The following is a 14,365-nucleotide window of genomic DNA, read 5'->3' as shown; positions in this document are numbered from 1 at the left end:
GATTGCTCCGCCGTTACTTTTTCGAAAAGACCGAACGCGCAAGGATGTTGAGCCCCAGCACGCCCAGCGTAATCAGAAACACGCCCGCCCACGCGAGCGATTGCCATTCGGCGAACGGGCTCATCGCGAACTTGAAGATCGTGACGGGCAGATTCGCGACCGGCTGGTTCATATCGACCGAGAAGAATTGATTGGACAGCGACGTGAACAGCAGCGGTGCGGTTTCGCCGGCGATCCGCGCGACCGCGAGCAGCACGCCGGTGACGATGCCGCCCACCGACGCGCGCAGCGTGATCTTCAGAATCATCCGCCACTTTGGCGTGCCGAGCGCGAACGCCGCTTCGCGCAATGAGTTCGGCACGAGCTTGAGCATGTTCTCGGTCGTGCGGATCACGATCGGGATCTGCAACAGCGCGAGCGCGACGACGCCCGCCCAACCGCTGAAATGCCCGGCCCTCGCGACGACGAGCGCATAGACGAACAAACCGACGACGATCGAAGGCGCGGACAGCAGGATGTCGTTGATGAAGCGCATCACGCTCGCGAGCCAGCTCTTCTGGCCGTACTCGGCTAGATAGACGCCTGCCAGAATGCCTACCGGCGTGCCGACGAGCGTCGCGAGCGTAACCAGCAACAGACTGCCGACGATCGCGTTCGCCAGACCGCCGCCTGCGGTGTTCGGCGGCGGCGTCGACTCAGTGAAGAGCGACAGCGACAGGCCGCCGATGCCCAGATGCAGTGTCGTGTAGAGAATCCAGACGAGCCATAGCAGGCCGAACGCCATCGCGGCAAGCGACGCGGTGAGCGCGACCACGTTGGTCGCCTTGCGGCGGCGCTGCAGGCGTGCACGCATCGCGTCGAGCGCCGCGCCGCTCGGGCCGGGCATGTTGAGATGCGGCGAACTCATTTGCCCCCCTCCGAGCGCTCGAGGCGCAGCAGCATCAGCTTCGAGATCGCGAGCACGATGAACGTGATCACGAACAGGATCAGGCCGAGTTCCATCAGCGCGGCCGTATGCAGGCCCGGCGCGGCTTCGGCGAACTCGTTCGCGAGCGCCGACGTGATGCTGTTGCCCGGCGAGTACAGCGATACATTGTCGAGCAGGTTGGTGTTGCCGATCACGAAGGTCACGGCCATCGTCTCGCCGAGCGCGCGGCCAAGGCCGAGCATCACGCCGCCGATCACGCCCGTCTTCGTATAGGGCAGCACGATCTTCCACATCACTTCCCAAGTGGTGCAGCCGATGCCATACGCGGACTCCTTGAGCAGCACGGGCGTCACCTCGAACACGTCGCGCATCACCGACGCGATGTACGGAATGATCATGATCGCCAGAATGACGCCGGCCGACAAAATGCCGATGCCGATCGGCGGGCCCTGAAACAACGCGCCGATCACCGGAATCGGTCCCAGCAGCGCCCCAACCGGCTTCTGGAAATACGTCGCGAAAATCGGCGCGAACACGAGCAGCCCCCACATCCCGTAGACGATCGACGGAATCGCGGCGAGCAGCTCGATCGCGACGCCGAGCGGCCGGCGCAGCCAGACGGGCGCAAGCTCGGTGAGAAAGAGCGCGATGCCGAAGCTCACGGGCACCGCGATGACGAGCGCGATGATCGACGTGACGAGGGTCCCGTAGATCGGCACGAGCGCGCCATAGATATCGGAATTGGGGTCCCATTCCGATTGCCACAGGAACGAGAGACCGAATTTTTCGATGGTCGGCATCGACGCGATGATGAGCGAAACGATGATGCCACCGAGCAGCAACAGGGTCACGATCGCCGCGACCCGCGTCAGGCCGCCGAACACGATGTCGCCGAACGGGCTCGGCGCGCGCTGCTGCGGCTGGCCGCCGGATCGGGACGACGCAAGAGGAAAGTCAGACATGGGAGCCTGTTTTTCAAAGACGGGCGGCACAAACCGCCCGCCGGCACTGCACACGCCGCCCGGCCGATCGATCAATCGGCCGGGCGGCAAACCGCTTGGAACGCTGCCGTCAGCTTACTCGGCAAGGGTCTTGCCCGATGCGTCCGTCACCTTTTCCTTCCACTGCTTGCGGATTTCCGTCTCGACCGACGCCGGCAGCGTGATGTAGTCGAGATCGTCGGCCGCCTTCGCGCCGTTCTTGAACGCCCAGTCGAAGAACTTGAGCGTCGAGGCGCCCTGCTCCGGCTTTTCCTGCTTCGCGTGCAGCAGCACGAACGTCGCGCCGACGACCGGCCAGGCTTCCTTGCCCGGCTGGTTCGTCAGGATCTGGTAAAACGACTTCGACCAGTTCGCGCCGGCCGCCGCCGCCTTGAACGTCTCGGTCTTCGGCTCGACGACGGTGCCAGACGAATTCTTCAGGGCAGTGTAGACCAGGTGATTCTTCTTCGCGTAAGCCCATTCGACATAGCCGATCGCGCCCGGCAGACGCTGGACGAATGCCGCCACGCCGTCGTTGCCCTTGCCGCCCGTGCCAGTCGGCCAGTTGACGGTCGTGCCTTCGCCGACCTTCGACTTCCACTCGTCGTTGACCTTCGACAGATAGTTCGTCCAGATGAAGCTCGTACCCGAACCATCCGCACGGCGCACCACCGCGATGTCGGTATCCGGCAGCTTGACCTTCGGGTTCAGCGACGCGATCGCCGGGTCATTCCATTTCTTGATCTTGCCGAGATAGATATCGCCGAGCACCGCACCCGACAGCGTGATCTCGCCCGCCTTCACGCCGGGCACGTTGATGACCGGCACAACCCCGCCCACCACCGTCGGAAACTGGAACAGGCCTTCCTTTGCAAGTTCGTCGTCTTTCAGCGGCGCATCCGAGCCGGCGAAATCGACCGTCTTCGCAATAATCTGCTTCAAGCCGCCCGACGATCCGATACCTTGATAGTTGACCTTCGCGCCGCCCGACTGCTGATAGTCGGCTGCCCATTTCGTGTAAATCGGCATGGCGAAAGTGCTACCCGCGCCGGTGATGTCGGCAGCGTGCGCGGCGACCGCGAAAAGCGCGCCGGCCAAGCCTGCGAACGCGGTTTGCATCAATTTCATGAGACCTCCAGTGTGTGAGCGGATAACTACGGCACCGCGAAGATTAGGGGCTCTACATGACAGTCATGTGACAATCGATGAACCTAATGTGACAGTAACATGACTGATTGAAAGGCAAACTTCCCGTGCGTCCGGGTCGCGAGCGCGCTTCATTCCCTGCGCGCCGCGCGTAGGAAAAAATTCACACAAATATGAAAAAGCCGACGCAGGGCAATCTCGTCCCCAAGCGTCGGCCGCCGGCTTCGCGTATCGCCGTGCCTATGCAGTCGCCTGCTTGACCGCGTCGGCAATCGCTTGCGCGTAATGATCGGCATCCGCTGCCTGCCTCGCCTCGACCATCACCCGCAATACCGGTTCTGTCCCCGATGCGCGAATCAGCACGCGGCCGCCATCCGCGAGCGACGTCTCGGCACGGGCGATCGCACGCCGGATCGCTTCGCTCGCCTGCCAGTTCGCATCCGGCTTCATCCGCACGTTGATCAGCTTCTGCGGAAACAGACTGACGCCATCGAGCATCTGCGCAAGCGTCTTGCCGCTGCGCTTCATCGCCGCCAGCACGAGCAGCGCCGATACGATCCCGTCGCCCGTCGAATGCCGATCGAGCGACAAAATGTGACCGGACCCCTCCGCGCCAAGCTGCCAGCCGCGCTCATGCAATTGCTCGAGCACATAACGATCGCCGACCGGCGCCCGCACGAACTGCACGCCGGCCGCCTTCAGCGCGACTTCGACGGCCAGATTCGTCATCAACGTACCCACCGCGCCCTCGACGCGGCCATGAGTTGCGATTCTGTCTTTGACCAGCACGTACAGCAGTTCGTCACCGTTGTACAACCGGCCGGCCCGGTCGACGACGAGCAGCCGGTCCGCGTCCCCGTCGAGCGCGATGCCCAGATCCGCATGATTCGCCCGGACCGAGCGCATCAGCGCGTCCGGTGCGGTCGCGCCGACGCCGTCGTTGATATTGAAGCCGTTCGGCGCGACGCCGACCGGGATCACGTCGGCGCCAAGCTCGTGAAACACGTGCGGCGCGATTTGATATGCGGCGCCGTTCGCGCAATCGACGACGAGTTTCATCCCGTGCAGATCGAATTCCGCCGGAAACGTGCTCTTGCAAAATTCGATGTAGCGGCCCGCCGCGTCGTCAAGACGGCGCGCCTTGCCGAGCCCGTCCGACGGCGCGCAGTCGAGCGGCTTGTCGAGCCATGCTTCGATTTCCTCCTCCGTCTCGTCCGGCAGCTTGTTGCCGCTGGCGGAGAAGAATTTGATGCCGTTGTCGTGATACGGATTATGCGACGCGCTGATCACGACGCCCGCCGACAGACGCAGCGCGCGGGTCAAATACGCCACGCCCGGCGTCGGCATCGGCCCGGCCAGCATCACGTCGACGCCCGCCGCCGAGAAGCCCGCTTCAAGTGCGGCCTCGAGCATGTAGCCGGACACCCGCGTGTCCTTGCCGATCAGCACGGTCGGACGCGCGCCCGACGCGGCGCGCCCCGGCGCGCTTGCGAGCACTTTGCCCGCTGCGTAGCCGAGCCGCAACACAAAATCGGGCGTGATCGGCGCCACCCCGACTTCGCCGCGAATGCCGTCCGTACCGAAATAACGACGTCCCATGTAGAACCTTCCTCCTCGTTTCGACTTATTCGCGCCGCGCGGCATCGCGCATGGCGCCCCATATCTTGAGCGCATCGACGCTCGGCGCGACGTCGTGCACGCGCACGATCGCGGCGCCCCGCTCCGCTGCGCAAACCGCCGCGGCCACGCTCGCCGCCACGCGCTCGCCGGCAGGCCGGCCGATGAGCGCGCCCAACATCGATTTGCGCGACATGCCGGCCAGCACCGGGTACGCGCGGCCGCCGGGCCGCGCGGGCGCCGTATCGCGCAGATGCGCAAGCAGCGCGTAATTGTGCTCTATCACCGCCTTGCCAAAGCCGAACCCCGGATCGACGCTGATACGCCGGGGGTCAACGCCCGCCTGCACGAGCGTATCGGTACGCTCGGCAAGAAACGACCGCACGTCCGAGACGACGTCGCGATACGCGGGCTCGTGCAATTGCATCGTCGGCGGCTCGCCCAGCATGTGCATCACGCATAGGCCACACGTACTATCGCGCACCGCGTCGATCGCGCCCGGCTGACGCAGCCCCCAGATGTCGTTGACCAGATCCGCGCCGGCGGCAAGCGCCGCGCGCATCACCGCCGGCTTGTACGTGTCGATCGACAATGGCACGCCGAGCCCATGCAATGCTTCGACGAGCGGAATCACGCGTTCGAGTTCCTCGTCCAGCGGCACGGGCGGCGCACCGGGGCGCGTCGATTCGCCGCCGATATCGAGCAGATCCGCGCCTTCGGCAAGCATTCGCTGCGCTTGCGCGAGTGCGGCGTGACGGTCGATATAGCGGCCGCCGTCAGAGAACGAATCGGGAGTCACATTGAGAATCCCCATCACGAGGGGCCGCTCGAAAGTCAGCGTGAAACGGCCGCACTGCAATGGGTCGGGAATCGGATAGACGGGAGTTGAGCTGGACACGAACAATGGCGCGGGATCGAGCGCGACGAAACCGTCGCGAGAATGCAAAACGGGCCGGTGTGACAGCCACACCAGCCCGTGGACGAAAGCCGGAACCGCTTATGCCGGTGCGGTGGCGTTGCCCGGCTTGACCTCTGCGCCAGGCGAACCGCCCGACGACGGATCGCTTGCCGACGGCGGCACGCTCTTCGGCGAGCGCGGCGGACGCCCCTCCATGATGTCGTCGATTTGATCGGCGTCGATCGTCTCCCACTCCATCAGCGCGGCCGTCATCGCCTCGACCTTGTCGCGGTTTTCTTCCAGCAGCCGGCGCGCAAGACTGTACTGCTCATCGAGCACGCGGCGGATCTCAGCGTCGACCTTCTGCTGCGTCGCCTCCGAAATCGTCCGCGTGAAGCCGCGGCCGAACGGACCGCTGTCATTCTCGTCATCGACGTAGACCATCGGCCCGAGCGCGTCGGTCATCCCGAAACGCGCGACCATCGCGCGCGCGGTCTGCGTCGCCTTGTTGAAGTCGTCCGACGCGCCCGTGCTGACGAGATTCAGGAACAGTTCCTCGGCCACGCGGCCGCCGAACAGAATCGCGAGGCGATCGAGCAGATAATCCTTCGAATACGTCTCGTTGTCGTGCTCCGGCAACTGCCAGGTGACGCCGAGCGCACGGCCGCGCGGAATGATCGTGACCTTGTGAACCGGATCAGCCTTCGGCAACAGCTTCGCGATCACCGCATGGCCCGATTCGTGGTACGCGGTCGCACGCTTCGCCTCTTCGCGGATCACCGCCGACTTGCGCTCCGGCCCCATGAAAATCTTGTCCTTCGCATCCTCGAAATCCTGCATTTCGACGATCCGCTTGCCGCGGCGGGCGGCAAAGAGCGCCGCCTCGTTGACGAGGTTCGCGAGATCAGCCCCCGAGAAACCCGGCGTGCCGCGCGCAATCACTGCCGCATCGACGTCGTTCGCGATCGGCACCTTGCGCAGATGCACGCGCATGATCTGCTCGCGGCCGCGGATATCCGGCAGGCCGACATAGACCTGGCGGTCGAAACGGCCCGGGCGCAGCAGCGCCTTGTCGAGCACGTCGGAGCGGTTCGTCGCGGCGATCACGATCACCCCTGAATTCGCCTCGAAACCATCCATCTCGACGAGCATCTGGTTAAGCGTCTGCTCACGCTCGTCATTACCGCCGCCCATGCCGGCGCCGCGATGGCGGCCGACCGCATCGATTTCGTCGATGAACACGATACAGGGCGCATGCTTCTTCGCCTGCTCGAACATGTCGCGCACGCGGGCCGCACCGACGCCGACGAACATTTCGACGAAGTCCGAACCCGAGATGCTGAAGAACGGCACCTTCGCTTCGCCGGCGATCGCGCGAGCAAGCAGCGTCTTGCCGGTACCCGGCGGCCCGACGAGCAGCACGCCACGCGGAATGCGGCCGCCAAGCTTCTGGAATTTCTGCGGATCGCGCAGGAAATCGACGAGTTCGGAAACCTCTTCCTTCGCTTCGTCGCAACCGGCGACGTCGGAGAAATTCACCGCGTTGTTGTTCTCGTCGATCAGCCGTGCGCGCGATTTACCGAACGAGAATGCGCCGCCCTTACCGCCGCCTTGCATCTGCCTCATCATGTAGAACCAGAACACGATGATGAGCAGCGTCGGGCCGAGATAGTAGAGCGCGGAGACGAGCGCGTTCGGCTCGTCGTCAGCCTTGCCGCTGACCTGCACGCCGTACTTCATCAGATCGCCAACCATCCAGATGTCGCCCGGCGATACGATCTGATACTTCTGACCATCTGCGGGAGTGACGGTGAGGTTGCGCCCCTGCACGACGACGTTCTTGATCTTGCCGTTCTTCGCGTCATCCATGAACTGCGAATAGGAGACGCCTTCCTGGACGCGGGGCTTATCGAACTGCTTGAACACCGTAAACAGCACCAGTGCGATCACGAGCCACACTGCCGCCTTCGAAAACATATTGTTGTTCAAAGCACCACTCCTTCACTCATAGACGAGCGCCTACATTTGCCTTGCGGCGCTCCTCAGGCATTCTAATCCAGTCCGCAACCCGTCGCCATAAGGATTCGCTACCCCGCCAATAGGCGCGGGGCGCGACCGGCAAGGCGAGGCTGAAACCGACACGCATTGCCTTCAACGGGAATGCTTTAGATGCCGACCCAAAATAAACGTTTCGGACGATTTGTCGCGCGACGCTTTCGGCTTGCGCGGCGCCACCGTTTTGAACTGATGCTTGAATTTCTCGACAATCTGGCTGTAACCGCTGCCGTGAAAGCATTTCACTAAAAGGGCTCCATCCGGCTTCAAATGTTGCTGCGCGAATTCGAGCGCCAGATCGCAAACATGTTCGATGCGCGCGGCATCCGCGACCGCGACGCCGGACAGGTTGGGGGCCATGTCCGAAATTACAAGGTCCACCGGGCTTCCGGCGAGGACTTCCTCCAATTGGCGCAACACATCGTCCTCACGGAAATCGCCCTGGATGAAATGGACGTCGGCGATCGGCTCCATCGGCAGCATGTCGAGCGCGATGATCGTGCCGTCGATGCCGCCCTCGCGCACCGCATCGCGCCGCTTGCCCTGCGCGAGCTTGTTGCGCGCGTACTGGCTCCAGCTCCCCGGCGCCGCGCCCAGATCGACGATCACCTGCCCGGGGCGAATCAACTTGTCCTGCTCGTCGATCTCCTTGAGCTTGTACGCCGCGCGCGCGCGATAGCCTTCCCGCTGCGCCATTTTGACGTAGGGATCGTTGATATGGTCATGCAGCCAGGATTGGTTAAAGCGATTCTTTGCCATGCGAATGAGAGATTGCTGCCGATTGCTTCGTGAAGCCGCACTTTTAGCGGATAATGCGGGGTTTATTGGCGCGGCTTTCGGCCCCAACAGGCCCAAGCCGCGATTTTACGTGGTTTCGGCGCTCCGCCGCAGAAAAGCCCGGTCGCTTGGCTGCTCTTCTTCGCGCGCAGCACGCCGTTAATTTGATTCGATTCCGTCATTCCGATGCCAGCCCTTTCGCTTTCCCCCGCCGAGCGCTCCGCGCTGCGTTCCCAAGCCCACGCGCTCAAGCCCGTCGTCCTGATCGGCGCCGAAGGGCTGACCGAGGCGGTGCTCACTGAGATCCGCGTCCACCTCGCCGCCCATCAGCTCATCAAGATCCGCGTGTTCGGCGACGAACGCGACGAGCGCATCGCGATCTACGATGAAATCTGCGACCGTCTGAACGCCGCGCCAATCCAGCATATCGGCAAGCTGCTCGTCATCTGGCGCCCCGAACAGGTTCAAGCCGCGCCGGTGCGCGGCCGCCGCGCTCTGCCGAGCGCCCGCGAAGCCGCAAACGCGGCCGGCGCGGACAGCGAAGGCCGTGCGCCGAAAGGGCGCGCGCCGCGCGTCGTCAAGGTGGTCAAGCAATCGCCGAACGCGCCCGCGGTGCGCCGGCCGAAACCGCAAAAAGTACGCGTGCTCGGCAACGAGCGCGTGACGGCGGGCGGTAATGTCAAGCGCGCGAAAAAACGTCAGTCGAGCGCGAAACGCCAACACCAAAACGAAAAATAATCGCGAAAAGCGGCCGTCCGGATCGCCCCGATGCGGCCCACCGCGCCGCATCGGGCCCGCCGCGCTCACGCATGAGGTATTCGATGCGTTTTCGCAGCGCACTCGCGGCGCCCTCGCCGGAGTCTGGATCAGCGCTGCGGCGCGCGGCCGAATGGCGCGGCTTCGTCCCGCACCGGCAATCGCCAGATCAACGCGAGGCCGAGCAGGCTCTCGATCAGATAAAACGCGCTCGATACGCCATGCAGTATCGTAAAGCGCGTCGCATACGCCGAATGGCCGACGTCCGTACCCGCCTCGAGCGCGGCGACGCGCAGCGCGTTCATGAACGGCTGCAATGCGAAATAGCCGGCGAGCACGCAGCCGAGCATCGCGGCAAGCAACCAGCGCAGCGAACGGTAACCATCATGACCGCGCCGCACCAGCAGGTTCGACAAACCAATCAGCAACACGCCGCACACCACGCCCAGCGTTGCCTCGATGCTGAACAACCGCGCGGCGACCGAGCCTGCCGTCGTCCGTTCGAGCGTCGCAAATAGCACGGGCGCGACCGCATAACCGATCGTCAGCAGGCTGCCGACCCAGATCGTCGCCAGCAGGCGAAAGAAGCGATGCGGGGCCGCGGAACCGGCCATCAGATATACAGCACCGAGATGATTTCGTATTCACGCACGCCGCTCGGCGCCTGAACCGCCGCGACATCGCCTTCGGATTTGCCGATCAACGCCCGCGCGATCGGCGAGCTGACCGAAATCAGGCCGTGATCGAGATCGGCTTCGTCGTCGCCGACGATCTGGTACTTGACCGTGTTGCCGGACGCGAGATCCTCGAGTTCGACCGTTGCTGCGAATACCACGCGGCCATCGGCATCCAGCGCGGTCGGATCGATGATTTGCGCGGCCGACAGCTTCGATTCGATTTCGGCGATCCGGCCCTCGATAAAGCCCTGCTTTTCCTTCGCGGCGTCGTATTCGGCGTTTTCGGACAAGTCACCCTGCGCACGCGCCTCGGCGATCGCGTTGATCACAGCCGGCCGCTCGACCGACTTCAGGCGCTGTAATTCATCGCGCAGTTGATCTGCGCCACGCTTCGTCAACGGAATGGTGCTCATAAACGACTCAATAGCTAAAACGGCTATAAAAAAAATCACCGCGATTAAGCGCATTTCCGAAACACCGGAAACGCCGCTCAACCGCGGCACGTGTTGCTTCGACAGGTAACTGGAGGCTTAGTTTAGGCGAGCATGCAGGCCTTGTAAATCATAGACTTCCAAGTTCTTCAGATAGCGCAACCCTTCAACTGCCGCGCGCGCACCGGACATGGTCGTGTAATACGTGACCTTTTGTGCCTGCGCGCTCATTCGGATCGAGCGCGAATCGGCGATCGCCGCGCGCGTCTCGTCGACCGTCGTGAACACGAGCGCGATCTCGCCGTTCTTGATCATGTCGACGATGTGCGGGCGGCCGTCCTTGACCTTGTTGACTACCTTCACCGGCACGCCGGCGGCCTCGATCGCGGCAGCCGTGCCCTTCGTCGCCACGAGCGGATAGCCGAGATCGTGCAGCATGCGCGCGACCTCGACCGCCTTGGGCTTATCGGCATCCATCACGGTCAACAGCACCGTGCCCGATTCCGGCAGGCGCGATCCCGCCGCGAGCTGCGACTTGAAGAGCGCCTCGCCGAACGTCTGGCCGACGCCCATCACCTCGCCCGTCGAGCGCATCTCCGGCCCGAGCACCGGATCGACGGTCGGGAACTTGATGAACGGGAACACCGCTTCCTTCACGCTGAAGTACGGCGGCTCGACTTCCTTCGTGACGCCCTGCTGCGCGAGCGTCTGGCCGACCATCGCCCGCGCGGCGATCTTCGCGAGCGGCAGGCTCGTCGCCTTCGACACGTAAGGCACCGTGCGCGACGCGCGCGGGTTCACTTCGAGCACGTAGATGATGTCCTGTTTCGAGCCGTCCTGCTGCGGCACCTGCTGAATCGCGAACTGCACGTTCATCAGGCCGACCACGTTCAGCGCCTTGGCCATCGCGGCCGTCTGGCGCTTGAGTTCGGCAACGGTTTGCGCCGACAACGAGTAAGGCGGCAGCGAGCACGCCGAATCGCCCGAGTGAACGCCAGCCTGCTCGATGTGCTCCATCACGCCGCCGATGAACACGGCCTCCCCGTCGCAAATGCAATCGACGTCGCACTCGATCGCGTCGTTCAAAAAGCGGTCGAGCAGCACCGGCGAATCGTTCGACACCTTCACCGCCTCGCGCATGTAGCGCTCGAGGTCGCGCGGCTCATGGACGATCTCCATCGCGCGGCCGCCCAGCACGTATGACGGACGCACGACGAGCGGATAGCCGATCTCGGCGGCAAGCGCGAGCGCTTCACCTTCGGCGCGCGCGGTGCGGTTCGGCGGCTGGCGCAGGCCGAGATCCTGCAGCAGCTTCTGGAAGCGTTCGCGGTCCTCGGCCGCATCGATCATGTCCGGCGACGTGCCGACGATCGGCACGCCGTGAGCGCCGAGATCGAGCGCGAGCTTCAGCGGCGTCTGGCCGCCGTACTGGACGATCACGCCGGCCGGCTTTTCCTTGTCGACGATTTCGAGCACGTCCTCGAGCGTCAATGGTTCGAAGTACAAACGATCGGACGTGTCGTAGTCGGTCGATACAGTCTCCGGGTTGCAGTTGACCATGATGGTCTCGTAACCGTCCTCGCGCATCGCGAGCGCCGCGTGCACGCAGCAGTAGTCGAACTCGATGCCCTGCCCGATCCGGTTCGGGCCGCCGCCCAGCACCATGATCTTCTTGTTTGCCGTCGGCTGCGCCTCGCATTCGTCGTCATACGTCGAATACATGTAGGCGGTCTTCGTCGCGAATTCCGCCGCGCATGTATCGACGCGCTTGTAGACGGGGCGCACGTTCAGATCGAGACGGCGCGCGCGCACGTCGGCAGGCGTCGCGCCGAGCAGCTTCGCGAGACGGCGGTCGGAAAAACCGCTTTGCTTCAGATAGCGCAGCTCGTCATGGGTCAGGCTCGCGAGCGTGCGGCCGGCGATCGCCTTTTCCTTCAGCACGATCTGCTCGATTTGCGCGAGGAACCACGGATCGATCGCGGTTTCCTCGAAGATCTGCTCGCGCGACATGCCCGCGCGGAACGCGTCGCCGACATACCAGATCCGGTCCGGCCCCGGCTCGCCGATCTCGCGCACGATTTCGTCGCGATCCGTGGTCTTCTCGTCGAGACCGTCGACGCCGACCTCGAGACCGCGCAGCGCCTTCTGGAACGACTCCTGGAACGTGCGGCCGATCGCCATTACCTCGCCGACCGACTTCATCTGCGTGGTCAGCCGAGAATCGGCCTCGCGGAATTTCTCGAATGCGAAACGCGGAATCTTCGTGACCACGTAGTCGATCGTCGGCTCGAACGATGCCGGCGTCTGGCCGCCCGTGATTTCGTTTCTCAGCTCGTCGAGCGTGTAGCCGACCGCGAGCTTCGCGGCGACCTTCGCGATCGGAAAGCCGGTGGCCTTCGACGCAAGCGCCGACGAGCGCGATACGCGCGGATTCATTTCGATCACGACCATCCGGCCATCGCGCGGGTTGATCGCGAACTGCACGTTCGAGCCGCCGGTGTCGACGCCGATCTCGCGCAGCACCGCGAGCGACGCGTTGCGCAGGATCTGATATTCCTTGTCGGTAAGCGTCTGCGCCGGGGCGACCGTGATCGAATCGCCGGTATGCACGCCCATCGGATCGAGGTTTTCGATCGAGCAGACGATGATGCAGTTGTCGGCGCGGTCGCGCACGACCTCCATCTCGTACTCCTTCCAGCCGAGCAGCGATTCCTCGATCAGCAGCTCGTGCGTCGGCGACAGGTCGAGGCCGCGTTTGCAGATTTCCTCGAACTCCTCACGGTTGTACGCAATGCCGCCGCCCGAGCCGCCCAGCGTGAACGACGGCCGGATCACCACCGGATAGCCGCTGCCGCCCGTCGCGGCGGTGATTTCCGCGTGGACTTTCGACGCTTCTTCCATCGAATGCGCGATGCCCGACTTCGCGGAGCCCAAGCCGATCTTCGTCATCGCGTCCTTGAACTTCTGGCGATCCTCGGCCTTGTCGATCGCGGCGGGTGACGCGCCGATCAATTCGACGCCGAATTTCTCGAGCACGCCGTGGTGATGCAGATCGAGCGCGCAATTGAGCGCGGTCTGGCCGCCCATCGTCGGCAGGATCGCATCCGGGCGCTCCTTTTCGATGATGCGCGCGACGACCTCCCACGTGATCGGCTCGATGTAGGTGACATCGGCCGTATTCGGATCGGTCATGATCGTCGCCGGATTGCTATTGACGAGAACGACCTTGTAGCCTTCCTCACGCAATGCCTTGCATGCCTGCGCGCCCGAATAGTCGAACTCGCACGCCTGACCGATGATGATCGGACCGGCGCCGATGATGAGGATGCTGTTGATGTCTGTGCGTTTTGGCATGGCTTTCGGGATTCAAAAAATGATTCGTTAATGCGCGTCTTAGCGTGCGCGCGCCGCTCAGCTCAGCGTCGCGAACGCGAGCTTCACGGAAAAACCGACGAACAAGCCGCCCAGGCCGCCCGTGGCGCTTGCCGCGACCTTGCGGCGGCGGCGAAAGGCGGCGGCAAGGCGTGCGCCGGCGAAGATCAGCGTGCTCAGGTACAGGAAGCTCGCGAGCTGCATGATCGCGCCCAGCACGATGAACGACAGCACCGGATGCGCGTAGCCCGGATCGACGAATTGAATGAAGAACGAGATCAGGAACAGGATCGCCTTCGGATTCAAGAGGCTCACGACCAACGCCTTGCGAAACGGCCGCGCGCCGTCGACGGCGCGCCCGGGCGGCGCACTATCGGCCGCGGCCGGCGCGCGCAGCTTGCGCCACGCGCCGCGCAGCATGCCGATGCCGAGGTACAGCAGGTATGCGGCGCCGCCGTACTTGACGGCCGAAAACAGCAACGGATTCGCTTTCAGCAGCGACGCGACGCCTGCCGCCGACAGCACCATCAGCACCGCGTCGCCGGCAAACACGCCGCACGCGGCGCGATAGCCGAGCTTCACGCCGCGCTGCGCGGCGATCGACAGCACATACATCGAATTCGGCCCCGGCAACAGGACGATGAAGATCACGCCGAACACGTAAGTCCAGAGATCGGTGATGCCGAGTGCGTGGCCTATCATGAGCGCGCCTCCTTGATCGATGCGGC

At 63.9% G+C, this 14,365-nt stretch carries 12 protein-coding genes; 1 reads left to right on the top strand and 11 read right to left on the bottom strand.

Annotated features, from left to right (window positions below):
* Positions 1–13: 13 nt before the first annotated feature.
* From pstA to BSIN_RS07660, 7 genes are all read right to left on the bottom strand, one after another.
* Complete coding sequence (pstA, locus tag BSIN_RS07695; protein WP_089340052.1) at positions 14–907, bottom strand: phosphate ABC transporter permease PstA; 894 nt, start codon at positions 905–907, stop codon at positions 14–16.
* A complete protein-coding gene (gene pstC / locus BSIN_RS07690) occupies positions 904–1,890 on the bottom strand; it encodes a phosphate ABC transporter permease PstC (protein ID WP_059513835.1) in 987 nt (328 codons plus the stop codon). The genes pstA and pstC overlap by 4 nt, the downstream gene beginning before the upstream one ends.
* A 114-nt stretch (positions 1,891–2,004) precedes the next feature.
* Positions 2,005–3,036, bottom strand: a complete 1,032-nt coding sequence (gene pstS / locus BSIN_RS07685; protein WP_089340051.1) for a phosphate ABC transporter substrate-binding protein PstS — start codon at positions 3,034–3,036, stop codon at positions 2,005–2,007.
* 258 nt (positions 3,037–3,294) lie between these two features.
* Positions 3,295–4,653: a phosphoglucosamine mutase gene (gene glmM, locus BSIN_RS07675; protein WP_089340050.1), complete on the bottom strand. Its 1,359-nt coding sequence runs from the start codon at positions 4,651–4,653 to the stop codon at positions 3,295–3,297.
* 25 nt (positions 4,654–4,678) lie between these two features.
* Positions 4,679–5,569: a dihydropteroate synthase gene (gene folP / locus BSIN_RS07670; RefSeq protein WP_089340068.1), complete on the bottom strand. Its 891-nt coding sequence runs from the start codon at positions 5,567–5,569 to the stop codon at positions 4,679–4,681.
* A gap of 99 nt (positions 5,570–5,668) precedes the next feature.
* The gene (ftsH, locus tag BSIN_RS07665) at positions 5,669–7,558 is read right to left on the bottom strand and encodes an ATP-dependent zinc metalloprotease FtsH (protein ID WP_059513845.1); all 1,890 of its coding nucleotides are present in this window, start codon (positions 7,556–7,558) and stop codon (positions 5,669–5,671) included.
* Positions 7,559–7,720: 162 nt separating this feature from the next.
* Positions 7,721–8,383, bottom strand: a complete 663-nt coding sequence (locus BSIN_RS07660; protein ID WP_059513848.1) for an RlmE family RNA methyltransferase — start codon at positions 8,381–8,383, stop codon at positions 7,721–7,723.
* 204 nt (positions 8,384–8,587) lie between these two features.
* On the opposite strand from BSIN_RS07660, the gene BSIN_RS07655 reads away from it, so the two are divergent.
* Positions 8,588–9,139 carry a YhbY family RNA-binding protein gene (locus BSIN_RS07655; RefSeq protein WP_089340049.1) on the top strand — a complete coding sequence of 184 codons (552 nt, stop codon included), beginning with the start codon at positions 8,588–8,590 and terminating at the stop codon, positions 9,137–9,139.
* Positions 9,140–9,267: 128 nt separating this feature from the next.
* Here BSIN_RS07655 and BSIN_RS07650 read toward each other — a convergent pair whose 3' ends face one another.
* The 4 genes from BSIN_RS07650 to leuE form a co-directional block, all read right to left on the bottom strand.
* The gene (locus BSIN_RS07650; RefSeq protein WP_089340048.1) at positions 9,268–9,771 is read right to left on the bottom strand and encodes a DUF4149 domain-containing protein; all 504 of its coding nucleotides are present in this window, start codon (positions 9,769–9,771) and stop codon (positions 9,268–9,270) included.
* Positions 9,771–10,247, bottom strand: a complete 477-nt coding sequence (greA, locus tag BSIN_RS07645; protein WP_089340047.1) for a transcription elongation factor GreA — start codon at positions 10,245–10,247, stop codon at positions 9,771–9,773. Before greA ends, BSIN_RS07650 begins: the two co-directional genes overlap by 1 nt.
* Before the next feature lie 117 nt (positions 10,248–10,364).
* Positions 10,365–13,619: a carbamoyl-phosphate synthase large subunit gene (carB, locus tag BSIN_RS07640; RefSeq protein WP_089340046.1), complete on the bottom strand. Its 3,255-nt coding sequence runs from the start codon at positions 13,617–13,619 to the stop codon at positions 10,365–10,367.
* Between the two features lie 57 nt (positions 13,620–13,676).
* Positions 13,677–14,339, bottom strand: coding sequence for a leucine efflux protein LeuE (gene leuE / locus BSIN_RS07635; RefSeq protein WP_069234671.1), 663 nt, complete (start codon positions 14,337–14,339; stop codon positions 13,677–13,679).
* Positions 14,340–14,365: the final 26 nt, after the last annotated feature.

Origin of the sequence: Burkholderia singularis (assembly GCF_900176645.1) — a bacterium.
In the GTDB taxonomy this organism is placed as follows: domain Bacteria; phylum Pseudomonadota; class Gammaproteobacteria; order Burkholderiales; family Burkholderiaceae; genus Burkholderia; species Burkholderia singularis.
The sequence above is the reverse complement of the archived record's forward strand: the minus strand, read 5'-3'. Positions and strand labels throughout refer to the sequence as shown.

Excerpts from the sequence above, each read along its gene's own strand:
- pstA (WP_089340052.1), bottom strand. The coding sequence starts at position 907 with ATGAGTTCGCCGCATCTCAACATGCCCGGCCCGAGCGGCGCGGCGCTC.
- pstC (WP_059513835.1), bottom strand. The coding sequence starts at position 1,890 with ATGTCTGACTTTCCTCTTGCGTCGTCCCGATCCGGCGGCCAGCCGCAG.
- pstS (WP_089340051.1), bottom strand. The coding sequence starts at position 3,036 with ATGAAATTGATGCAAACCGCGTTCGCAGGCTTGGCCGGCGCGCTTTTC.
- glmM (WP_089340050.1), bottom strand. The coding sequence starts at position 4,653 with ATGGGACGTCGTTATTTCGGTACGGACGGCATTCGCGGCGAAGTCGGG.
- BSIN_RS07660 (WP_059513848.1), bottom strand. The coding sequence starts at position 8,383 with ATGGCAAAGAATCGCTTTAACCAATCCTGGCTGCATGACCATATCAAC.
- BSIN_RS07655 (WP_089340049.1), top strand. The coding sequence starts at position 8,588 with ATGCCAGCCCTTTCGCTTTCCCCCGCCGAGCGCTCCGCGCTGCGTTCC.
- BSIN_RS07650 (WP_089340048.1), bottom strand. The coding sequence starts at position 9,771 with ATGGCCGGTTCCGCGGCCCCGCATCGCTTCTTTCGCCTGCTGGCGACG.
- greA (WP_089340047.1), bottom strand. The coding sequence starts at position 10,247 with ATGAGCACCATTCCGTTGACGAAGCGTGGCGCAGATCAACTGCGCGAT.
- carB (WP_089340046.1), bottom strand. The coding sequence starts at position 13,619 with ATGCCAAAACGCACAGACATCAACAGCATCCTCATCATCGGCGCCGGT.
- leuE (WP_069234671.1), bottom strand. The coding sequence starts at position 14,339 with ATGATAGGCCACGCACTCGGCATCACCGATCTCTGGACTTACGTGTTC.